The organism is Nonomuraea cavernae, assembly GCF_040655715.1.
In the GTDB taxonomy this organism is placed as follows: Bacteria; Actinomycetota; Actinomycetes; order Streptosporangiales; family Streptosporangiaceae; genus Nonomuraea; species Nonomuraea cavernae_A.
Map to the genome: position 1 here is coordinate 1 of NZ_JBFAKL010000007.1, position 20,522 is coordinate 20,522.

General features: G+C 70.8%; 25 protein-coding genes and 1 tRNA gene. 11 read left to right on the forward strand and 15 right to left on the reverse strand.

Annotated features, from left to right (window positions below; translation table 11 throughout):
• On the reverse strand, window positions 1-222 hold a 222-nt coding region (locus AB0I38_RS12025; protein ID WP_358465970.1), incomplete at its 3' end, for a transposase.
• Window positions 223-439: 217 nt separating this feature from the next.
• Window positions 440-513 (reverse strand) — tRNA-Pro (locus AB0I38_RS12030).
• 92 nt (window positions 514-605) lie between these two features.
• Here AB0I38_RS12030 and AB0I38_RS12035 point away from each other — a divergent pair.
• The 4 genes from AB0I38_RS12035 to AB0I38_RS12050 all read left to right on the forward strand — a co-directional run bounded on the left by AB0I38_RS12035 (window position 606) and on the right by AB0I38_RS12050 (window position 2,551).
• Window positions 606-1,031, forward strand: coding sequence for a hypothetical protein (locus AB0I38_RS12035; RefSeq protein WP_358465972.1), 426 nt, complete (start codon window positions 606-608; stop codon window positions 1,029-1,031).
• A 67-nt stretch (window positions 1,032-1,098) separates the two neighbouring features.
• Window positions 1,099-1,644: a hypothetical protein gene (locus AB0I38_RS12040; protein ID WP_358465974.1), complete on the forward strand. Its 546-nt coding sequence runs from the start codon at window positions 1,099-1,101 to the stop codon at window positions 1,642-1,644.
• Between the two features lie 7 nt (window positions 1,645-1,651).
• Complete coding sequence (locus tag AB0I38_RS12045; RefSeq protein ID WP_358465976.1) at window positions 1,652-2,347, forward strand: hypothetical protein; 696 nt, start codon at window positions 1,652-1,654, stop codon at window positions 2,345-2,347.
• A gap of 6 nt (window positions 2,348-2,353) precedes the next feature.
• Entirely contained in the window at window positions 2,354-2,551 is a 198-nt protein-coding gene (locus AB0I38_RS12050) for a hypothetical protein (RefSeq protein WP_358465978.1), read from the forward strand.
• 113 nt (window positions 2,552-2,664) lie between these two features.
• Here the strand turns inward: AB0I38_RS12050 and AB0I38_RS12055 are convergent, their stop codons facing one another.
• Together AB0I38_RS12055 and AB0I38_RS12060 are read right to left on the reverse strand one after the other, a co-directional pair.
• Window positions 2,665-3,015, reverse strand: a complete 351-nt coding sequence (locus AB0I38_RS12055; protein WP_358466522.1) for an ATP-binding protein — start codon at window positions 3,013-3,015, stop codon at window positions 2,665-2,667.
• Between the two features lie 80 nt (window positions 3,016-3,095).
• Window positions 3,096-3,866: a SigB/SigF/SigG family RNA polymerase sigma factor gene (locus AB0I38_RS12060; protein ID WP_358465980.1), complete on the reverse strand. Its 771-nt coding sequence runs from the start codon at window positions 3,864-3,866 to the stop codon at window positions 3,096-3,098.
• 181 nt (window positions 3,867-4,047) lie between these two features.
• On the opposite strand from AB0I38_RS12060, the gene AB0I38_RS12065 reads away from it, so the two are divergent.
• The gene (locus tag AB0I38_RS12065) at window positions 4,048-4,404 is read left to right on the forward strand and encodes an STAS domain-containing protein (RefSeq protein WP_358466524.1); all 357 of its coding nucleotides are present in this window, start codon (window positions 4,048-4,050) and stop codon (window positions 4,402-4,404) included.
• A gap of 10 nt (window positions 4,405-4,414) precedes the next feature.
• Here the strand turns inward: AB0I38_RS12065 and AB0I38_RS12070 are convergent, their stop codons facing one another.
• Window positions 4,415-5,101 carry a GAF and ANTAR domain-containing protein gene (locus AB0I38_RS12070; RefSeq protein WP_358465982.1) on the reverse strand — a complete coding sequence of 229 codons (687 nt, stop codon included), beginning with the start codon at window positions 5,099-5,101 and terminating at the stop codon, window positions 4,415-4,417.
• Between the two features lie 89 nt (window positions 5,102-5,190).
• On the opposite strand from AB0I38_RS12070, the gene AB0I38_RS12075 reads away from it, so the two are divergent.
• From AB0I38_RS12075 to AB0I38_RS12085, 3 genes are all read left to right on the forward strand, one after another.
• Window positions 5,191-7,026: a SpoIIE family protein phosphatase gene (locus AB0I38_RS12075; RefSeq protein WP_358465984.1), complete on the forward strand. Its 1,836-nt coding sequence runs from the start codon at window positions 5,191-5,193 to the stop codon at window positions 7,024-7,026.
• A 120-nt stretch (window positions 7,027-7,146) separates the two neighbouring features.
• Window positions 7,147-8,250 carry a glycosyltransferase gene (locus AB0I38_RS12080; RefSeq protein ID WP_358465986.1) on the forward strand — a complete coding sequence of 368 codons (1,104 nt, stop codon included), beginning with the start codon at window positions 7,147-7,149 and terminating at the stop codon, window positions 8,248-8,250.
• A gap of 27 nt (window positions 8,251-8,277) precedes the next feature.
• A complete protein-coding gene (locus tag AB0I38_RS12085; RefSeq protein WP_358465988.1) occupies window positions 8,278-8,871 on the forward strand; it encodes an FMN-binding negative transcriptional regulator in 594 nt (197 codons plus the stop codon).
• Window positions 8,872-8,889: 18 nt separating this feature from the next.
• Here the strand turns inward: AB0I38_RS12085 and AB0I38_RS12090 are convergent, their stop codons facing one another.
• Complete coding sequence (locus AB0I38_RS12090) at window positions 8,890-9,954, reverse strand: PucR family transcriptional regulator (protein WP_358465990.1); 1,065 nt, start codon at window positions 9,952-9,954, stop codon at window positions 8,890-8,892.
• Window positions 9,955-10,030: 76 nt separating this feature from the next.
• Here AB0I38_RS12090 and AB0I38_RS12095 point away from each other — a divergent pair, with 76 nt between their 5' ends.
• The 3 genes from AB0I38_RS12095 to AB0I38_RS12105 all read left to right on the forward strand — a co-directional run bounded on the left by AB0I38_RS12095 (window position 10,031) and on the right by AB0I38_RS12105 (window position 13,197).
• Window positions 10,031-10,948 (forward strand): proline dehydrogenase family protein, encoded by a 918-nt coding sequence (locus AB0I38_RS12095; RefSeq protein WP_358465992.1) that lies wholly within the window; start codon window positions 10,031-10,033, stop codon window positions 10,946-10,948.
• A 1-nt stretch (window position 10,949) separates the two neighbouring features.
• Complete coding sequence (gene pruA, locus AB0I38_RS12100; RefSeq protein WP_358465994.1) at window positions 10,950-12,575, forward strand: L-glutamate gamma-semialdehyde dehydrogenase; 1,626 nt, start codon at window positions 10,950-10,952, stop codon at window positions 12,573-12,575.
• Window positions 12,576-12,972: 397 nt separating this feature from the next.
• Window positions 12,973-13,197, forward strand: coding sequence for a hypothetical protein (locus AB0I38_RS12105; protein WP_358465996.1), 225 nt, complete (start codon window positions 12,973-12,975; stop codon window positions 13,195-13,197).
• Between the two features lie 89 nt (window positions 13,198-13,286).
• On the opposite strand, the gene AB0I38_RS12110 is transcribed toward AB0I38_RS12105, so the two are convergent.
• The 9 genes from AB0I38_RS12110 to AB0I38_RS12150 form a co-directional block, all read right to left on the reverse strand.
• A complete protein-coding gene (locus AB0I38_RS12110) occupies window positions 13,287-14,264 on the reverse strand; it encodes an alpha/beta fold hydrolase (RefSeq protein ID WP_358465998.1) in 978 nt (325 codons plus the stop codon).
• A 44-nt stretch (window positions 14,265-14,308) separates the two neighbouring features.
• Window positions 14,309-14,575 (reverse strand): DUF1772 domain-containing protein, encoded by a 267-nt coding sequence (locus tag AB0I38_RS12115; protein WP_358466000.1) that lies wholly within the window; start codon window positions 14,573-14,575, stop codon window positions 14,309-14,311.
• A gap of 170 nt (window positions 14,576-14,745) precedes the next feature.
• Window positions 14,746-15,213 (reverse strand): flavodoxin family protein, encoded by a 468-nt coding sequence (locus AB0I38_RS12120; protein ID WP_358466002.1) that lies wholly within the window; start codon window positions 15,211-15,213, stop codon window positions 14,746-14,748.
• Between the two features lie 64 nt (window positions 15,214-15,277).
• Complete coding sequence (locus tag AB0I38_RS12125; RefSeq protein WP_358466004.1) at window positions 15,278-15,415, reverse strand: hypothetical protein; 138 nt, start codon at window positions 15,413-15,415, stop codon at window positions 15,278-15,280.
• A gap of 4 nt (window positions 15,416-15,419) precedes the next feature.
• Entirely contained in the window at window positions 15,420-16,391 is a 972-nt protein-coding gene (locus AB0I38_RS12130; protein ID WP_358466006.1) for a glycosyltransferase family 2 protein, read from the reverse strand.
• Window positions 16,388-17,605 carry a hypothetical protein gene (locus AB0I38_RS12135; RefSeq protein ID WP_358466008.1) on the reverse strand — a complete coding sequence of 406 codons (1,218 nt, stop codon included), beginning with the start codon at window positions 17,603-17,605 and terminating at the stop codon, window positions 16,388-16,390. Before AB0I38_RS12135 ends, AB0I38_RS12130 begins: the two co-directional genes overlap by 4 nt.
• Entirely contained in the window at window positions 17,602-18,390 is a 789-nt protein-coding gene (locus tag AB0I38_RS12140; protein WP_358466010.1) for a hypothetical protein, read from the reverse strand. The genes AB0I38_RS12135 and AB0I38_RS12140 overlap by 4 nt, the downstream gene beginning before the upstream one ends.
• A gap of 15 nt (window positions 18,391-18,405) precedes the next feature.
• The gene (locus tag AB0I38_RS12145; RefSeq protein WP_358466012.1) at window positions 18,406-19,416 is read right to left on the reverse strand and encodes a hypothetical protein; all 1,011 of its coding nucleotides are present in this window, start codon (window positions 19,414-19,416) and stop codon (window positions 18,406-18,408) included.
• The gene (locus AB0I38_RS12150) at window positions 19,413-20,435 is read right to left on the reverse strand and encodes a GNAT family N-acetyltransferase (protein ID WP_358466014.1); all 1,023 of its coding nucleotides are present in this window, start codon (window positions 20,433-20,435) and stop codon (window positions 19,413-19,415) included. Before AB0I38_RS12150 ends, AB0I38_RS12145 begins: the two co-directional genes overlap by 4 nt.
• Window positions 20,436-20,522: the final 87 nt, after the last annotated feature.

Consider the following 20,522-nt stretch of genomic DNA (forward strand, 5'->3'; position numbering starts at 1 on the left):
CTCCCGCTCCAGCTCCCGGATCCGGGCCCGGTCCGGCCCGGAGACCGGCTGCCGCTCCTCCTGCGCGCTGGCGATCCGATGCCGGTTCACCCAGCCGCCCAGGGTGCTGGCGTTGATGTCGAACTCGCGCGCCACCGACGCGACCGTTCGATCGCCCTCCAGCACCATGCGGATGGCTTCTTCCTTGAACTCCCGCGAGAACTGCCTGCGACGCCTCGTCACGTACCTACCTCTTCCAGACTTCTGTCAGCTTATGTAGCTGACTGTCCGAAATCTGCTGGGCACCTCATACCAGCGGATGCGGTGACACGCTGGGCCGACTTGTGTCACCCGACGGCACCCAGCGGGAGGACGAGTCTTGATGACACCTGGGTGACACAAGAAAAAAAGCCACAGCATCCGATCTCGGATACTGTGGCTCCGACCTGCGAAAACGCAGTCGGGACGACAGGATTTGAACCTGCGACCCCTTGACCCCCAGTCAAGTGCGCTACCAAGCTGCGCTACGTCCCGGTCGTGCTGACCGCCCTTGCGGGCGAGACGTCATAACCTTAGCGCACATCGAAGGTGCACGCGTACTCAGCGGGCGGGAGCGAGGAGGGCCGGTGGGCCGCAGGCCGACGATCGATCGGGACGAGCTGACCAGGCTCGTCGCCGAGGGGCTGACCGTGCAGGAGCTGGCCGCGCGCTTCGGGGTGAGCGAGTCGGGGGTGCTGCAGGCGAAGCGGGCGGCCGGGCTGGCCAAGCCGATGCTCGACCACAGCCGGGCGGTGCCGTGGAAGGTGGCCAGGGCGCACACGCAGTCGGGGCCGGCGACCAATCTGCGCAACCTGTCGGCGGCCGCCCAGGGCAAGCCGCCCGCCTCCGAGCGGCTGAACACGGCTCTGCGGTGGGCGCAGCGGCTCGTCGACGCCGGTCTCGACGTGGATTACGACCAGGCGGAAGGGTTCCGGGAGGTTCCGGCCTCACCTGGTGACTCGCACGTCGCCGGCGTGCTCGCGGCGGCCCGAAAAGCGCTGGAAGGCCGCTGACGCAGCGTTTCGAGAGTCCGATCAGGGGCAGTCGCTGGTCTCTACACGAAGACCGGAGGCGAACATCATGTCCACCTTGATCTGGGTGGCCGTCGTCGTGGTCGCGGTGGTGGCGGTCGCCGCAGTCGGTTACGTGGTGCTGCAGCAACAGCGCCGTAGCCGGCTCCGCACACGTTTCGGCCCCGAGTACGAACGGCTGATGGCCGAGCACGACAACAAGCGGGAGGCCGAGCAGGAACTGCTCGCCCGCGAGCAGCGCCATTCGGAGCTCGACATCCGGCCCCTGCCGGAGGAGTCGCGCGACAGCTACGCGCACCGGTGGACCGAGGTGCAGGAGCGCTTCGTCGACGCTCCCGGGTTCGCGGTGACCGAGGCGGACCAGCTGGTCACGTCGGTCATGGCGGACCGGGGCTACCCGACGGAGGACTTCGAGCAGCGGGTTTCCGACTTGTCCGTCGGCCACGCGGCCACCCTCGACCACTACCGCAAGGCGCACGAGATCAGCGGGCGTGCGGCCCGTAAGGAGGCCTCCACGGAGGAGCTCCGCCAGGCGATGGTCCACTATCGCGCGCTCTTCGAGGAACTGCTGACCGAAACCACGCGAGGACGGTGAAGCGATAATGACCGACGAATTGAGAGTGCCGTCGCAACGAGCCGATGAGGCCGACGACGACAACGCTCGTGACCCCCACTCCCCCGCGAACGACCACGACGTACGGGCGAACGACGACCTTCGAGTGATCGAACCGAACGATCACGATGTACGGGCGAATGACGACGATCTGCGGGACGGCGACCCGAACGACGAGCACGTGCCGGTGAACGACGCGGACGAGGACACCTCTTACCGTGACCCCTACGGCAGGACCGGTGACACGCCGGCCGAGCCGGACCTGGACCCCGACCACGAGCAGACCCGCGTACACGCGGACCCGGTGGTTGACCAGCAGCCGGTCTACGGCGAGCCCGTGGTGGACCAGGCGCACGACGAGCCCGTGATGGGCGGTACGCCCACCCACGCCGCCCCTCAGGAGGTGATCCTGTTCGACCAGGACCCGGCCGAGGTGCAGGCCCGCTGGCGTGACGTGCAGGCGTCCTTCGTGGACGATCCCGGAGACGCGGTCCAGCGCGCCGACGGGCTGGTCGGCGAGATCGTGGAGTCCCTCACGGCCGCTCTCACCAGCCACACCGGCGAGCTGCGCGGCCGCTGGCAGGGCGCCGACAAGGAAGACACCGAGCAGCTCCGTCTGGCGCTGCGCGACTACCGGAACGTACTCGAGCGGCTGCTGTCGTTCTCCGGCTCCGAGAAGAGGTGACGTGACATGCTCGCGATCGCTGCGGCCATCATCTTCGGACTTGGCTTCCTGCTCGATCTGCTGAACGTGCGGATCGCGGCGGGCATCTCCGGCACGACGTTCATGCTGCTCGGCCTGACACTGCTGGCGCTGCATCAGGCGGGCATAGGTACGGCCGGCGTCCGCAACTCCAGCGGCGGCTGGCGCGGTCGTACCCGCCGGTAGACCACGCCGATGCCCGGCAGCCCGTGCGCGAACCCCCAGCACGGGCTGCCGGGCATCATCATGTCGTACAGCGCCACGTCCAACGAGCAGAGAACGCGGCACCGGCGAAGGGGTCAGGACTCACCGGGGAACCGCATGGTGATCGTGCTCCCGCTGCTCCCGACCTGCAGGTTGAGGTCGAGGGCGAGCAGCCGAGCCACCCACAGCCCCATCCCCCCCACCGACCCGGGCATCGGCCCAGGCTTCCATTCGCCTTTGTCGTGCACCTCGACGACGACGTCACCGGCGTCGACCCAGAGGCGTACCCGGCCGTCCGTGGTGCCGTGGGTGACGGCGTTGGTGGCCACCTCGTTGACGGCGATCACGAAGTCGCCGATGGCCTCCTCCGGCATACCCGCCGTGCGAGCCTCGGTCTCGGCGAAGTGCCGGACCTGGGGCAGGTCCGGCAGCCGGAAGCGGAGCATCTTCACGGGCGCGCCGGGTGGCGGGCTCGTCGAGCCCGTTACTTGAGGATCAAGGTCCTCGTCCACCCGGAGATCCGCCCCTAACCGACGAGTTCTGTGCGTAGCTGGTCCAGCACCTTACGCAGAATTCGCGATACGTGCATCTGCGAGATGCCGAACTCGGCCGCGATCTCCGCCTGGGTCATGTTGCCGAAGAACCGCAGCAGCAGGATGTGCTTCTCGCGCGACGGGAGAGCGTCGATCAACGGTTTGACCGCTTCGCGGTCGAGCATGGTGCTCAGGGTGTCGTCGTCCTCCGGGATGACATCGCCCAGGGAGGCGGCGTCGTCGTCGGTGCCGAGGGGGGCGTCGAGTGAGAGCGTGCTGTAGGCCGCGGACGCATCGAGTGTCAGCAGGACGTCCTCCTCGGAGATGTTCATCTTGGCCGCGAGCTCCGCCACAGTGGGGGAACGGCCCAGGTCCTGGCTGAGGTCGGCGACGAGTCTGTTGAGCTCGGAGCGCCGCTCCTGGTAGAGGCGCGGCACCCGGATGGCCCAGGTGCGGTCACGGAAGTGTCGCTTGACCTCTCCGGTCATCGTGACGACAGCGTAGCCCCTGAACGCGTGGCCGAGTGTGGGGTCGAAGCCGTTGACGGCCTTCATGAGCCCGACGTACGCCGCCTGGAGGAGGTCTTCCATGGGCTCACCGCGATAGCGGTAGCGCCGGGCGATCTCCATGGCCAGGGGGCGGTGCATCTCGACGATTCGCTCGCGCAGCCGTTCCCTCTGGCCGTCGGGGGTGCCTTCTCTGACCATCTCGGCCAGGAGTTGCTCGGCGGTCATCTCTTCGAGGACGTACTCCTGCACAGCCATCGCTGCTCCTCTTAACGTGCTTCGCGGGAGCGCCTCGGCCAAACGGGAAAAGCCCAGGCAGAGGCACACCTCGCGGTAATACGAGACGAAAGCCCTCTGCTGGACTTCGCCCCAGTCTATCCCCCCGTCGCGCGGAAGTATTCCTCTCCACCGCAGTGACAGTAGGGTTGCCTGCGTGACAATGCCGGAGAACGGTGAGGGCTCGGTCGCCGCCCTGAGCCTCAGCTCGTCGACTGTGGACGAAATCACTGTGGTCAAGGTGGACGGCGTGCTCGACGCGACGACGCGGGAGCAGTTCGCCGACTACCTGTCCCTGGCCGGCTCGGACCTGATTCTGGACCTGGCCGGGGTGACCTTCATGGATTCGCGGGCTCTGGGGCTGATCGTCCACCAGTGGCAGAACAGCCTGGCGTCAAAAGCCAAGTTCGCGCTGGTGGGGGTCGAGTATTCGAAGTCCAAGGTGATGTGGATCACCGGGCTGGCCCAGCGGCTGCCGCTTTACGACACGCTGGACGACGCTCTGGCCGCCATTGGCTAGCAGGCGGCGGCTAGCGGCGCGACTTGCGCTGGTGCTCCTCGACCAGCAGCCGGGCCAGGTCGGCCACCTTGACCTGGTGATGCTGCGAGATCCGGCGCAGTTCCTCGAAGGCGGCCTCGGCGGTGCATCCGCTGGTCTGCATGATGATGCCCTTGGCCTGGTCGATCACGGCCCGGCCGGCGAGGGCCTCCTGCAACTGGGCCGCGTCGGTCCGAACGTCCTCGAAGTCGGACATGTTGGCCATGGCCACTCCGACCTGCTCGGTCAGCATCTCCGTGAGCGCGTGGGCGGCCAGCGGGGTGAAGGCTCCGGGGCGTACGGAGTAGAGGCCGACGACCAGCAGCGCGGGGCGCGCCTTGATGGGCAGGGCCAGCACGGAGCGCACGCTCCAGCGGGTGGCGAGGGCGGCGTAGCCTGGCCATCGGCCGTCGGTCAGCACGTCGGTCACGACCACGCGGCCGCCGGTCTGCCGCGCTTCGATGCCAGGGCCCTCGCCGAGGTCGTGCTCTCCCTCGACGAGCATGATCAGCTCGCTGTGGGAGCCGGAGACCAGCACGCGGTGGTCTCGCCAATGCTCGGCCGAGCCTCCGGAGCAGCCCGGCACGCCGGCCGCGAGGGCGGTGGTGAGGCCGCGGAGCACACTTTCGGTGGAGGTGTCCTGGTTGAGCCGTCCCAGCGCCGCCAGATCCCGCGCCAACCCAGATGTCATCATTGCCGTTGATTCCATAGCAAAGTGCCCCTACCCCTTAGTAGCTAGCATTATCCCCCGTGGCGTAGCGTCAGAGGATGACCATGCCCGACCTCGAGCACGCCCTGGACGCACTCACCGTGCGCGTCTCCTCGTTGCGTGAGGCGAGGACGGCGTACCCTTCCGACCTCGCCCCGACCCTGGACGCGGCGCTGGCCGAGCTCGACACCGCCGCCGAGCTGCTGGCCGCGGCCCGCGAGGAGTTGCACAAGGCGACGACCCGGCGGCCGGGCGGCAAGAAGGAGGGGCCGCAGCGGGAGCTCAAGCTGCTGCGCCAGGTCTTCAAGGCCTTCCCGGTGCCGGTGATCGTGCTCGACGGCGGCGGGGTGGTCAGGCGCATCAACGGGGAGACCTCGCGGGTGCTCGGCAGTCCCGACGGCTACCTGGTGGGCCGGTCCTTCCCGCTGCTGGTCGACGTGTCGAGGCGGGCGGCCTTCCGCTCGCACCTGACGTCGGTGCTGCAGACCGGGCAGCCGGCGGCGTTCGAGACCCGGCTGGCGCACCAGGGCAGGACCCACACCGTGCAGCTGGCGCTGACCCGGCTGACGATGCCGGGTGAGCCGCAGCAGATGGTGGCCGCCGTGGCGCTGCCGACCGAGGTGCAGCTGTCCGGTCCGGGCGCCGGGCGGCCGGAGCAGTCCGACGGCGCGCTGCTGATGGCGGCCTCGAAACGCCAGGATCTGCTGGCCAGGATGGGCGCGCTGCTGCTCGACGAGGACGCGCTCAGGCAGCCGATCGCGCTGGCCAGGGCGACGCGGCTGCTGGCGGCCGACTGGGCCGACTGGGTGGTCGCGGACATGGTGCGCGAGGGGCTGCCGCGCCGGGCGGTCGTGGTCGCGCCCAAGAACCATCCGCTGGGCGGTCTGGTGCGGCAGGTGGAGGACGCCGATCCGGCGGCGAGCCAGGTGGTGGCCCAGGTGCTGGAACGTGGCTCCGGCGTGGTGCAGGAGATGATCGACGACGAGACGATCCTGGGCTTCTGCGCCGACGGTCCGCTGCTGACCGCGATGGGGGCCGGGTCGCTGCTGTGCGTGCCGATCGGCTCGAACGACGGGGCGCTGACGCTGGTCAGGGCGGGCGACCGGCCGCCGTTCACGCTGGCCGACCTGGGCGTCATCCAGGAGGTCGGGCTGCAGCTCGGGCTCGCGGTGCGCGCGCAGAGCAGCTTCCAGAGCCGCTCACGGGCGGCGGAGGCGCTGACGGCGAGCGTCGCGCCACGCAACCTGCCGGATGTGCCCGGTTACGAGGCGAGCGCGATCTACAACCCCGGCACGTCGGTGGGCGCCGAGTTCTACGACGTGTTCCCCGTGACGGGCGGCTGGGGGTTCGCCCTGGGCGGCGCGGCGGGCAAGGGCGAGGATGCGGCGTCGGTCAGCGCGATGGTGCGGGGCGGCCTGCGGGTGCTCAGCGCTTGGGACGCCGACCCCGACGTGGTGGTGCGCAAGGTCAACGAGGCCCTGGTCAAGCAGGGCACCGGCATGTTCGTGATGGCGGTCACGGGGTTCGTACAGGGGCGCAAGATCCGGCTGTCGTCGGCGGGCCACCATCCGGCGGCGCTGCTGCATCCCGACGGCGGGGTGCGGTTCGCCTCGGGCGGCGGGGTGCCGCTGGGCATCTCGCCCGAGGCGGAGACCGGTGTGGAGGATCTCACCGTCGGTGTGGGCGAGACTCTGGTCCTTTATTCCGAGGGTCTGATCTCCTCCAGGAACGAGACGGGCGAGCCGTACGGCGAGGAGCGGCTGGCCGACGTGCTGGGCAGATGCACAGGTCAGGCGCCTGCCACGGTGGTCAAGGCGATCGAGGCCGACCGGCACGCCTTCTCCGGCGGGCAGGTGTGGGACGAGATCGTCATCCTGGCACTTCGGGGCGTCTGACCGAGAAGTCTGATCTGTCGGGGTTTGCGTCTGACCGGTTCTTGGGTAAAGTCTTGGAGCAGACAGACGTGCCTAAGACGCAGGCACACCTTGAAGGCTTTTTTCACGCTGAGGTGTGCCATGAATATCGCGATCGTCGCTTCCGTCTCCGGCAACAAGCGCCACAACCTTCACTCCGTGGCGCGCGAACTGGGCCGCGACCACCAGGTCACCATCTACTCCCGCCGTGACAGCGCCGAGGGCAAGCCCAGGACGCGGGTCGCCCCGGGGGTCATGCTGGAGCACATCGACGTGGGCCCGGCCCGCAGCCTCACCGCCGACGACGTCGTCCCCTACCTCAACGACGTCGGCACCCACCTGATGAAGCGCTGGCGCCAGGACCGGCCGGACGTGATCCACGCCTACTCCTGGACCGGCGGGCTCGCCGCGGTGGCCGGAGCCAAGGGTCTGGACGTGCCCGTGACGCAGACCTTCCACACCGTGGACCCCACCCATCTCAAGCTGGAGCGGGCGCTCGGCCGCAGGGCCGACGCCGTCATCGCCGGATCCGGTGACCAGGAGTCGGCGCTGATCAGGCTCGGCGTCCCGCGCAACAACATCGCCATCGTCCCCTACGGCATCGACACCGAGCGCTTCCACCGCCAGGGCGCGGCGGCCGCGCGCGGCACCCGCAGGCGGCTGCTGCACGTGGGCCCCCTCTCGCCGGACCGCGGCGCGCACACGATCGTCCGCGCGCTGCAGGGACTGTCGGACGTCGAGCTCGTGCTGGCCGGCGGACCTGACCCCGACCAGCTCGACGACGACAGGGAGGTACGCCGCCTGCGCGCCCTGGCCGAGCAGCTCGGCGTGGCCGACCGGGTCACCCTGCTCGGGCAGGTCAAGCGAGCCGCGGTGCCGAAGCTCATGCGCAGCGCCGACGCGGTGGTGTCCGTGCCGCGCGAGGCCTCGACCGGGATCGTCGCGCTGGAGGCGATGGCCTGCGGCGTGCCGGTGATCGCCTCGTCCGTCGGGGCCCACCTCGACTCCGTCATCGACGGCGTGACCGGCCTGCTGGTGCCGCCGGACCGGCCCGCCCGCACCGCCCGGCTGGCCCGTGAGCTGCTGACCGATCCGACTCTGCGGACCGCCCTCGGCTACGCCGGCGCCGACCGCGCCCGTTCCCGCTACTCGTGGGAGCGCGTCAGCCAGGAGCTCGTCCGCGTGTACGAGGCCGCCTGCGCCTGACGGCGCCGCGGGTCCTATCGTCTGCCTATGCTGATCCATCCTTGGGACGCCGGCGACGAGGCACGGTCCCTCGCGTTCGTACGCGACAACCTGTTCGGGCACCTGATCGCCGCCGGGCGCGGCCGGGACGTCCCGGTGGTGGTGCCCACGCAGTTCGCGCTGGCCGGCGACCTGACCGTGCTGCTCCACCTGGCCAGGCCCAACCCGGTGTGGGCGGCGATCGAGGAGAACCCGAAGGTGCTGTTGTCCGTGGGGAGCCCGTGGGCGTACATCCCGGGCGAGTGGCGCGCCGAGCCGGGCACCGATCCCAGGCTCGGCGTTCCCACCACCTACTACTCCACCGTCCAGCTCACCTGCCACGCCGAGATCGTCACCGACGACGACGGCAAGCTGGAGATCCTGCGCCACCAACTGGCGGATCTCGACCCCGCCGCGGGCGACCCGGCCCAGATGCCCCGGCTGCTGTCGGGGATCAGGGGCCTGCAGCTGACCGTGGAGGAGATCCGCGGCAAGTTCAAGTACGACGGGCACCGGGACACCGCGCTGCGCGAGCGGGTCGCCAAGGGCCTGACAGGGCGCGGCGGCCCCGGCGACGAGGCCGCCCTGCGCCACCTCAGCTGAGCGATCCGCCCGAGGCGGCTATCCAGCGGAGGGCCGCAGGCGGGCCGCCTTGAGACCGAGGTGGACGGTCAGGCGGTCGTCGCCGTCGGACAGGTCGCGGCCCAGCAGGCGTTCGGCCTTGCCGAGGCGGTAGTAGAGCGTCTGGCGATGGATCCCGAGCTCGGCGGCGGTCTTCTGGGCGTGGCCACCGAGGTCGAGGTAGGTCTCGACGGTGTGGGCCTGGCCGGGGTCCAGCGCCGCGACCTCGGTGGCCAGCTCCCGCAGGTCCGCCTGGCCGAGCCGGGCCAGCAGCCGGTGCACGCCGAGGTCCTCCCACCAGGCGACGGAGGCGAACCGGGGGAAGTGCTCGGCCACGCGCAGGGCCAGGCGGGCCTCCCGCCAGCTCTGCCAGGCGTCGGCCGGGTCGTTCCTGGGGCCGCCGATGCCGGCCGCGGTGCCGTACGCGCTCTGCGTGGTCTGGGCGACCTCGCCGGCCAGGCGCGTGGGTACGAGCAGCGCCACCGGTGAGCCGGGCTGGGCGAGCACGCCGCGCGGGAGGGTCCAGAGCGCGGCGACGCGTTCCTCGGACTCGCGCACGGCGATCGCGGCGACCGGGCCCTCGATCTCGATCGACGAGCCGGCGCGTTCCTCGGGGTCGGCGGAGAGCAGGGTACGCAGGCCGCGGCCCAGGTCCTGGCGGCCGCGGGCCTCCTGGGCGAGCGCGGCGGCCGCTCTGGCGACGAGCGGCTCCACCCGGCGCAGCGCCTCGTCGGTGAGGCTGCCCGCGTCGAGCAGCCACAGATAGCCGTAGGTCACCTCGCGGTAGCGCAGCGGCCAGCAGACCCTGGCCAGCACCTTGAGACCGGCGTCGGCGGGGATGCGGACGGGGGTGCCGGCCCTGGCGATGCCGTAGCGCTCGAAGTAGTCGCGAACCTCCGGGGTGGCGCGCCTGCGCAGGATCGACTCCTGGCGCACGGTGTCGATGTCGCCATGCTGCGCTCCGTACGTGAGCAGGCGGAACGAGCGGTCCTCCAGCGTCGCGGACGCCCCCAGCAGGCGGGCGATCTCATCGACGGTGTCCTGCAGATCAGCCGATTTGTCCATGTGTATGACAGCCTGCCACACGCGGCGTTACGCACGTCGATGGCCGCTCGGTGACCTGCGGTTTTAGGCTGGAGACATGGTCGGTCAACTTCTTCTTGCCGCTTCCCGGAGCGGGCTGGTGCGGCGTTCCGTGTCGGGGTTCCCGCTCACCCGCAAGGTCGTCGACCGGTTCGTCGCCGGTGAGACGGTCCAGGAGGCTCGTGACGCCGTCGTACGGCTCCGCGAGGCGAAGCTGACCGTGACCGTGGATCATCTCGGCGAGGAGACCCGCGACGCGGACGCCGCGGCGGCCACGGCGCAGGCGTACGTGACGCTGCTGGAAGCGGTGCGGCCGCTGCGCCTCGGGGGCGCCGCCGAGGTGTCGGTGAAGCTGTCGGCCGTCGGGCAGGCGTTCGACGAGGGGAAGGCGCTCGAGCACGCCCGGCGGATCTGCGCCGCGGCCGAGGCCGGCGGATCGACCGTCACGCTCGACATGGAGGACCACACCACCATCGACTCGACGCTCAAGATCCTGCGTGAGCTGCGCGCCGACCATCCGTCGACCGGTGTGGCCATCCAGGCCTACCTGTTCCGCAGCGAGGACGACTGCCGTGAGCTGTCCTCGGCGGGCAGCAGGGTGCGACTGGTCAAGGGCGCCTACCGGGAGCCCGCCGCGGTCGCCCACCAGAACAAGACGGACGTCGACAAGGCCTACGTGCGATGCCTGCGGATCCTCATGGCGGGGAAGGGGTATCCCATGGTGGCGACGCACGACGACCGCATGATCTCGATCACGGAACTGCTCGCCGACCGCTTCGGCCGGACCCCCGGCGACTACGAGTACCAGATGCTGTACGGGATCCGCACCGATCGGCAGGAGGCCCTGGCGGGGGCCGGCCACACGGTCCGCGTCTACGTCCCCTACGGCGACGACTGGTACGGCTACTTCATGCGGCGGCTGGCGGAGCGCCCCGCCAACATCGCCTTCTTCCTTCGTGCCCTTGGGGGTAAGTGACATGGACGCCATCAGCAACGTGCCGGTGCCCGCGAACGAGCGTGTGTACGGCTACGCGCCCGGCAGCTCCGAGCGGGCCTCGCTGGAGGCCCGGATCAAGGAGCTGGCCGGGTCGTCGATCGACCTGACCATGACGATCGGCGGTGAGCAGCGGCTCGGCGGGGGCACGCCGATCGACGTCGTGCAGCCGCACAACAAGACCGCCGTCCTGGGGCGTGCCAACGACGCCACGGCTCAGGACGTGCGTGACGCCATCTCCAGCGCGCTGAGGGCCGCTCCCGACTGGCGCGCGCTCTCCTTCGACGAGCGGGCGGCGATCTTCCTCAAGGCGGCCGACCTGCTGTCCGGGCCGTGGCGGGCGACGCTCAACGCGGCGACCGTGCTGGGGCAGTCGAAGTCGGCGCAGCAGGCGGAGATCGACGCGGCCTGTGAGCTGATCGACTTCCTGCGGTTCAACGTGGCCTACGCCCGTCAGCTCTACGCCGAGCAGCCGGTGTCGTCGCCCGGCGTGTGGAACCGGATGGAGTACCGGCCGCTCGAAGGGTTCGTGCTGGCGATCACGCCGTTCAACTTCACCGCCATTGCCGGAAATTTGCCGACATCCGCCGCCCTTATGGGGAATGTCGTTGTCTGGAAGCCTTCGCCCACTCAGCAGTTCGCCGCGCACTTCACCATGCGGCTGCTGGAGGCGGCGGGCCTGCCGCCCGGGGTGATCAACATGGTCACCGGCAACGGCCAGGCGGTCTCCGAGGTCGCCCTGACCCACCCGGCCCTGGCGGGCATCCACTTCACCGGCTCGACCCCGACCTTCCAGCACCTGTGGAGCACGGTCGGCGCGAACATCGCCTCCTACCACGGCTACCCGCGCCTCGTCGGCGAGACCGGCGGCAAGGACTTCGTGCTCGCGCACCCGTCGGCCGATCCGGGCGTGCTGACGACCGCGCTGGTCAGGGGCGCCTTCGAGTACCAGGGGCAGAAGTGCTCGGCCGCGTCGCGGGCCTACGTGCCGCGCTCGCTCTGGACGCGGATGCGCGACGACTTCGTCGGCATGGTCGAGTCGCTGACCGTGGGCGACGTGGCGGCCGACCTGTCGACGTTCATGGGCGCCGTCATCGACGAACGGGCCTTCGCCAAGCACAAGGCCGCCATCGACCGGGCCCGCGAGACGTCCGGCATCGACCTGATCACCGGCTCCTACGACGACTCCGCCGGCTACTTCGTGAAGCCGACCATCATGGAGTGCGCAGACCCCACGGACGAGATCTTCGTCAAGGAGTACTTCGGCCCGCTCCTGGGCGTGCACGTCTACGACGACGCCGACTTCGACGCGGTGCTCGACCAGATGGAGAGCGTCTCGCCGTACGCGCTGACCGGGTCGGTCATCGCCCAGGACCGCTACGCGATCGCCTCGGCCTCGGAGCGGCTGCGCTTCGCGGCGGGCAACTTCTACGTCAACGACAAGCCGACCGGCGCGGTCGTCGGCCAGCAGCCGTTCGGCGGAGCCCGCGCCTCGGGCACCAACGACAAGGCGGGCTCGATCTTCAACCTGATCCGCTGGGTCAACGCCCGCACGATCAAGGAAACGTTCGTCCCGCCGACCGACCACCGCTACCCGCACATGGGCTGACGCTGGTGACGATGCCCGGGGCTCGCATGCGAGCCCCGGGCATCGCCCGGCGGGCATGGTCCGGCGAGTAAGGCGAGCCGAGGCTTCGTTCCCCACGCCCCTGTTCGTCCTGGACGCGCAGCCGTTCTCTCGCCTGGGTGAGAATGACGCCAAGATCGTGGCCCGGATCGCCGTTGCCAGACAGGAAGGGTTCGTCCCGGCCATCAGTGCCGTCACACTGGCCGAAGTGCGCCGCTCGGGAGCGATCGGCAGGCGTCTCATCTGGCAGCGGGCACACCCATCCCGAAACTGATCGCCGCGGCCAAGCTCAGGCGAGACGCGCCAATCGGATGGGTGCCGGCCTGAAGGCCGTCGCCATCACGTTGTCGACGCGGTTGACGCGGTCTATGACTCACGGGTGTCGCTCGCCTCCCTCGGGATCTCCGTGTCGGGACGCAGCAGCCGCCTGCGGATCAACTACCGCAGCACTGAGGAGATCCTCACCTGGTCGACCGGTGTGCTCGACGGCACGAACATCGACGGTCTCGGGGGCGAGGGCAGTGACAGCCTTGCGGGCTACCGTTCGTTGCTCCACGGCAAGCGCCCCTCCGCCGCCGGACATCCGGGCGCGACGTGCGCGTAGCAGTGCTGCAGCCAGGCCAGCTCACTCTCCGCCCGGGTGGGGGACGTAACAGTGTTGTCCATCGCCTGGAGCTCGCCCGGCCGAGGCACTCATGTGCTCGGCGCGTGCTGCCTGAGGAACGTTCTCGCCGCGGCTTGTGACTGGCTCGCCTTCGGGCTGAGCCAGAAGCCCAGGTGGTCGTCGTGCTCGATCCAGTACGGTTCCGCATGGGGTATCCGCCCGGCCGCGAACTCCCCATGGTCGAGAGGCACATCGCCGTCCTGTCTGGCGTGGATCAGCAATGTCGGAGCCGCGATCTGCTCCAGAGGCAGACTGCCACTCCGGGCTTGCGCCGCGTCGTTGTCGGTCCCCGGCCAGCGCTTCCGGTAGGGAAACGTGGTATCGAACATCGCCTCGAAGAACACCCGCGCGTGTGGCGTGTTCATGATGTGTGAGGCGCGTTCCGTCCGCTGCTGCTCCGTGAAGGTGCTGGTCTCATCCAATGTCGCCGCGACGATCGTCTCGAACGAGAGCTTCGCCGTCAGCAGGGTGAGCTTCTCGCCGACGGTGTTCATGAACACTCTACGCAGTGGCGAGCCTGCCTTGGCGGGCGGCGGTTTGCTCAGCCCGCCGATGGAGACCAATCCCCAGACCCGGTCCGGGTGGCGTGCGGCGAAGGTGTAGCCCACCGGGCTCCCGGCCGAGACCGCGAGAACTCCGACCCGGTCGATGCCGAGCTCGTCCAGCAGCGCGGCGAGCAGGTCAGCCTGCTCCTCGTGGGTCCGGCCACTCTCCAGCGGTGTGCCGAGGTAACCCGGCCGCGAGGGGCTCAGGATGCGGAACCCGTCCTTCTGCAGCCAACTGGCGAACAGGCGTCCCTGATCGGCTCCGCCGAGCCCGGCGTGAACGGACAACACCACGGGGCCTTCCGTGCCGTACAGGTCGTACTCGACCGGTCCACGCCGGGTCGTGGCAGTCCGAAGATCGATCTGGACACCAGGCAGGAGCGCTCTGCGCGGCGCGGTGTCGATGCCGCCGTCCCAGAGGAGAAGCCCGGCTATTCCCGCGGCCGGCACCCCGACCAGCACAGCGAGGATCCAGCGGACGATCTTGAAGACTCTTCGCTTCCGCATCACTTCAGCACCCCTTCGGCATCCGGGCTGGGTTCACCGCGGCCGGCTGCGGCGGCGATGATGACGATCAGGACGAAAGCGGCCAGCGCGGTCATGGTGCGGATGGCGTGAAAGGTCTCCCACCGCTGCAGGATCTCGATGTAGCCGTCCGTGACCGAGGTGGTGGCCCACTGCCGGATATACCGGTGCAGGGGGACGTTGCCGAACACCGTGACCAGCAACGAGGTCACCGTCAGCGCGCCGGCGAGCAGGCCGGTGGCCGGCAACGCGGCCCCTTGGACATACCGGAGTAGGGCTCTCATGATCTGACATCGTCGTGCAGCCGCTGGTGAGGGGCATCCCTCAGGCGGAGTCTTCTGTGGCTACCCCACCGGGATCAACGACTGACCGGGCTACAACGCCGGGAGTAGTCCGGCATATGACACCGCGATTCTCCTCACGCGGGGCCGATCGTCGCGGCGACGGTGGCGCCGAGTTCCCAGCAGGCCTCCAGGTCGTTCTTGCCGGGCGCGCCCGTCACCGTCGCCGGCCGCTGGACCCGCTCCCAGCCGAGGCCGGTCGCGATCGACTCCACCGCGCGGACGGCGCCGGTGGTGTCGTTGTTGCCGTGCACGTACAGCGCGTACGGCAGGCGGCGGGTCTCCTCCAGGCAGGGATAGTAGATCGTGTCGAAGAAGTGCTTGAGCGCGCCGCTCATGTAGCCGATGTTGGCCGGGGTGCCCAGGATGATCCCGTCGGCCTCGAACACGTCGACGGCGGTGGCGGCCAGCGCCGCGCGCGTGACCACCTCCACGCCCTCGACCTCGTCGGTGGTGGCACCCTCGCGCACCGCCTCGAAGAGCTCCCACAGCGTGGGCGAGGTGGTGTGGTGCACGATCAGCAGACGCCGGACATCTCGCGACACGGTGCCGATCCTCTCATGCCGGGTGGCGGGGAGGTTCCCGCCACCCGGCGGTCGTCCGTCGAGGTCAGCGCAGGTCGAACAGGCGGGTGCTGGTCTGCTTGAGGGTGTTGCCCTCGGCGTTCCAGGCTTCGACCTTCAGGCTGACCGCGCCCTCGTGTCGCGTGGCGACGGCGGTGGGCGGTTCGGCGAGGGCGGCGTCCATGCCGTCACAGACGGTCGGGAGCCGGCCGGGTCGGGGGCGGCGGGGTGGGCAGGCCGCCGGTCAGCGTGTCCTCCGGCAGCAGCGGCACGTTGGCGTCCCTGACGTAGTAGGTGCGCAGCCGGTCCGACTCGCGCAGCAGCCGGTGGAGATAGCGGCCCAGCACCGCCAGCGCCGCCAGGGTCACTCCCGTGAGCAGAAGCTGGGTCGCGGGCAGCGCCGTGCCGCCCGCCACCCCGAGGTAGCCGAGTGCCGAGAGCAGCAGCGCGAGCGCGCCGCCCAGCGCCCCGGCCGTGTACAACGCGACGAGCGGCCGCAGGGAGAAGCCGAAGAACAGCTCGAAGGAGTGCGCCGCGAGCCTGGCCAGGCGGAGTTTGGACCGCCCGGCCGTCCGGGGCCGGTGCGTGACCGGGGTGGCCGTGTAGCGGGCTCCGACCAGGGGCACCGCCGGGATGAACCAGGGCAGCCGCAGGTCGGTGATCGTACGGGCCAGGCCGGTGCGCACCAGCCGGAAGGTGGAGGCGCCACGCGGCATGCCGATGCCGAAGATCCGCCGGGCCGCCCAGTGCAGCCCCGCCGAGCCGGCCCGGCGGACGAGCGGGTCGCGCCGGCCGCGCCGCTCGCCGAAGACCACGTCGTAGCCCTCGGCGGCCTTGGCGAGCAGGGACCAGATCTCCGCCGGCGGCACCTGGAGGTCGGCGTCGCACTGGACCGTCCACGGCCGGCTCGCGTAGCGGAACCCGGCGGCCATGACCGCGTCGATGCCGAAGTTGCGGGTGAAGGACAGGTAGCGGACCCGCGGGTCCGTCTCCGCCAGACGGCGGATCCGCTCCAGGGAGTCGTCGGAGCTCCCGTCGTCGACGAAGAGGATCTCCAGCTCGCCGATCTCCTTCAGCTCCGCGACCAGCTCGTGGTAGGCGGCCTCGACCTGCGCGCCCTCGTTGAAGCAGGGCACCAGAACGGTCAGCCCGGTCGTCATATCCGTCTCCTCAGCGCGAGTCCCAGCACCAGTCCTTGCGCTCCCAGCGCGTACACGGCTCCGGCGGCGCCGGCGAGCGGGATCACCAGCGCGCCCAGCGCGGCGACCACCGCCCAGGCCAGTACGACGGCCCGCGCGCTGCCGCGCAGGCCGGTGCCGCCGGCGTTCTCCAGCACGAAGATCCCGAAACCGGCCAGCGCGTTGGCGGGCAGCAGCGTCGCCATCAGCACGCCGAGCGCGACCAGGGACCGGGTCCCGGCCAGGCCGCCGGCCAGCGCCACGCCGGCCAGGACCAGCCAGAGGGCGCTCCCCCAGACCGCCAGGCCGGCTATGCGGCGGGCCAGGGCGCGGGCTTCGGGGGCGTCCGGCGAGACCATCCGCAGGGCGAGCCGTGGCTGGTAGATCCGCTGCACGGTGTAGACCACGGAGGTGGCGAATCCCCAGCCGAGGATCATCAGGTAGAGGTCGCCGCTCTGGCCGGCGTGGGAGGTGAGCGCCAGCTCCACGAAGAGAGTGCCCACGATGGCGTTGGCCATCACGTCGGCGGCGCCCATCAGCGCCACCGTGCCGGCCAGCAGCCGGCGCACGGCCCGGCGCGGGCGGGCGCCGGAGCCGCGCGGCAGGCCGCGCAGCAGGGCGATGTTCAGCACGGTCATGAGGGCCACCAGCCCCACCAGGTAGCCGGCGGGCCCGATGCCGGCGGTGAACGCCAGCCCGGCCATGCCGATCATGCCCAGGCCGAGGAGTGAGAAGTGGACCGTGTCGCGACCGTAGCCGCCGAGCGCGCGGTGCAGGGCCACGCCCAGCATGCCGCAGCCCAGGCTGATGTAGTAGGCGATCGCCAGCAGGTAGACCGTGACCGCCGAGTCCGGCGCCAGCGCGAACGCGACGGCCCCGGCCGCGGCGAAGGGCGGCGGCACGTACGCGACGATCGCGCGCAGCGGGCCGATGAGCTGCTCGCGGGTCCGGCGGGCGCGCGGGATGAGAGTGAGAGCCGCCTTCTCCGGGCCCGACTGGACCAGCATGGCCAGCCAGCCGGCCGCGCCCACGGCCGCGGCGTAGACGGTGAAGTCCTCCCGGCTCCACGCGGCGACCAGCACGCCCGCCGAGACGTACAGCAGGAGGCGGAAGGTGGCGCGGCCGCCCAGCAGCGTCAGCAGGCGGCGCGGGCCGATGCGGTGCGCCGCGTCCGCGCTCACGGCGTCCGTGGTCACAGCGCGTCCAGCTCGTCGCGGACCAGCCGGCGCAGCGGGCGGTCGCCGGTCTCCAGGTAGGTGAGCAGCGCCCGGTGGATGCGCTCGTCGCCGAACCGGTCACGCACGCCGGGGAGGGACGGCCCCTTGTCGACCCCGAACAGCGCCGTGAAGAGGGTCCTGACCTGCTCGGTGGTGAACGAGGCGGGCAGCGTGAGCAGCCCTTCGACCGCCTCGCGGGCGGGTTCGGCGGCCTGGGGCGCCTCCGGCCAGGTCGTGGACCGGCCCGCCGTGGCGAGCCAGCGCCGCAGGTGGGTGACGCGTTCGAGGACGAGCGGCTCGTCCTGGCCGCCCAGCCTGGCGACGGCCAGACCGGTGTCGTAGCAGGTGGCATGCAGCGCCGCGCACACCTTGGAGAACGCCGGCGGCTTGACGGGCAGTTGGTCGAGCGGGATCTCGCTGAGCCGGTCGAACCTGGCGCGGGCCTCGGGCGAGGTCCGGGCGGCGGCGGTGAGCGCGTCGAAGTCCTTGTACCAGCCGGCCAGCGTGGCCCGGTCCGGCGCCTCGGGGACCGGTTCCGAGCCGGCTTCCTCCCGTACCCAGCGAACCATCCTGCCCGGCAGGTACGTCGCGAGCGGGTCGTCGGCCACCCGCTCGGGCGGCGCGGGCGGCGCGGCGCCGGGCGGCTCGGGCAGGGCGGGGCAGGGCCGGTAGAGGGCGCCGCAGGATCGGCAGGAGTAGCGGAGCGGGCGCAGCGGCCGTTTGATCGGCACGGGATGCGGATGCCCGCATTGCACGCAGGTCATGAGGGTGTCCACGGATCAGAGGGGTACGGCCAGGGCGGCGGAGGGGACCAGGTCGGCACCGAGGGCGCGCTTGGACTCCGCCTGCCCTTTGCCGAGGACGAGCCCGGTCTTGCCCGAGGCGATGGCCCACTCGACCATGCGGACGTAGCCGTCGAAGTAGAGGTGCTTGCGGCCGCCCTCCTCGGGCAGCAGAGCCCCCCAGCTCAGGCAGATGGGCCAGGCGGGGTGGTCCAGGATCAGGGAGAGCCCGAGCAGGGTCCCGCCGCCGTCGCGGTAGGCGATGGCCACCACCTCCTCGCCGCCGACCAGGGCTTCGAGGTAGGGCAGCGGCAGCGGGGCGACCGGGAAGAGCGCGCTGCGGTGCTTGAGGTCGTTCCTGGCGCGCAGGCCGGCCGCCTCGGCCGGAGCCACCAGGTCGCGGGCCGGCCCGACCCGGATGGACAGGTCGGCGGCGAAGCTCCTGGCCCGCCGCCGGAGCGAGTCCCGGCGGGCCCGGTCGAGCAGGGCGTACCACTCCTCGATGCCGGCCCAGGGGGTGGCCAGCCTGGCCAGCGGCTCGGTGGGCAGGCTGACCTTGACCCGGCCCGGCAGGTGTTCCGGCTCGCCGGGCGAGACCTCCCGCCACACCACGCCCCGCCAGCCGAGGCCGAGTTCGCGGCGGACGCCGCGCAGGTAGCCGCTCAGCAGCTCCCGCCGCTCGCCCGGCGTGGGGTCGCCGGTGAACCACCACCCCTTCTGGGAGCGGTTGGCGGGCGCGTGCACGTCCAGCAGGCCGGCCGGGTCGCGGCCGTCGGCGTAGGCGCCCCGGCGCGGCCGGACGCCGCGCAGGGAGGCGGCCACGGCGCCGACCGGGGTGCCCGCCCGGCTCAGCACGGTGAGCAGGAGCGGCGCCTGAGCGGCCCAGGCGTAGGCGCGCAGCAGGTCGTAGCGCCAGGTGACGCTCTGGCCGGCGGCGGCGCGCAGGCGCTCCCAGCCGTCGGGTTCGGGGTCGTGGCGGGGGTCGAACGTCCGCAGGGTGAGGCTCATCCCATCACCCACCGGGGCACGGCGACGAGCTTCATCGGGACGTACTCGAAACCCAGGGTCTTCTTGATCTCCACTCTGCCCCTGCCGAAGTAAACCTGCTTGGCGCCCGCGGCGATCGCCCGCCGGACGATGCGGGCTTGGACGTCGAAGTAGAGGTCCCTGCGGCCGCCCTCCTCGGGCCGCAGGGCAGCCCAGGGGCCGCTCACCGGCGAGCTCGGATGCTCGTACACGATCCCGAAGGCGAGTAACCGCTCCTCCGAGTGATAGGAGATGAAGGTCACGTCGTCGCGCCGGAGCAGGCTGTCGAAGTACGCGGGAGGCAGCGGGTGACGGGGGTCGAAGCGGGTGGCCAGCCGGTCGGTGTGCAGGCGGTTCAACTCGGCCAGCTCCACCGGATCAAGGTCGCGGCGCTGCCTTCCCTCGCGCACGTCCAGATCGTCGGCCTGGGCGATGGCGGCGATCTGCTGGCGCAGTGAGGCTCTGCGTTTCTTCCTGAGCGAGCTGATCCAGCCCTCTGTCGTGGACCAGTTCAGCCGTAGGAACGTGGTGCCGGGAGAGTCTCGCGTGATCGAGCCACGGCGGGCCACCAGGGACAGCCGGGGTTCGTCCACCATGCGGTAGAGCACGCCGGCGAGCCCCAGCCCGAGGTGCCGCCTCGCCGCCCGCTCGAACCTCCGGAGCAGGTCTCGGCGGGTGCCGTCGGGCACGTCGGCGCCGAAGTGCCAGGTCGGCCTGTTGGAGTGACCGGGCAGGCGGACGTCGAGGAGGATCGGCTCCCGGCGCGGGCGCGGGGGGCGATCGGCCCTCGGCCGTCGCAGCCCGACGTAGACGGCGCCGACCGCGCCGACGATTCGCTCATCGTCCCGGAACACGGTCAGCAGAGGTCGCTCCCATGACCCTTCGGAGGAGGCGGCGAGGACGTCGTAGGACCAGATGGCGGTCAGGCCCTCGGTCTCACGGAAGTCCTCCCAGCCGGGCGGCTCGGGATCGCGGCACGGATCCAGCACGGACAGTTCCACTCGGCAATCCTCTTATGGCGAAATCATCACAACATGGACACAAACCATCAATCGATGACGATCTTCACAGAATACTTCTGCTGTGAT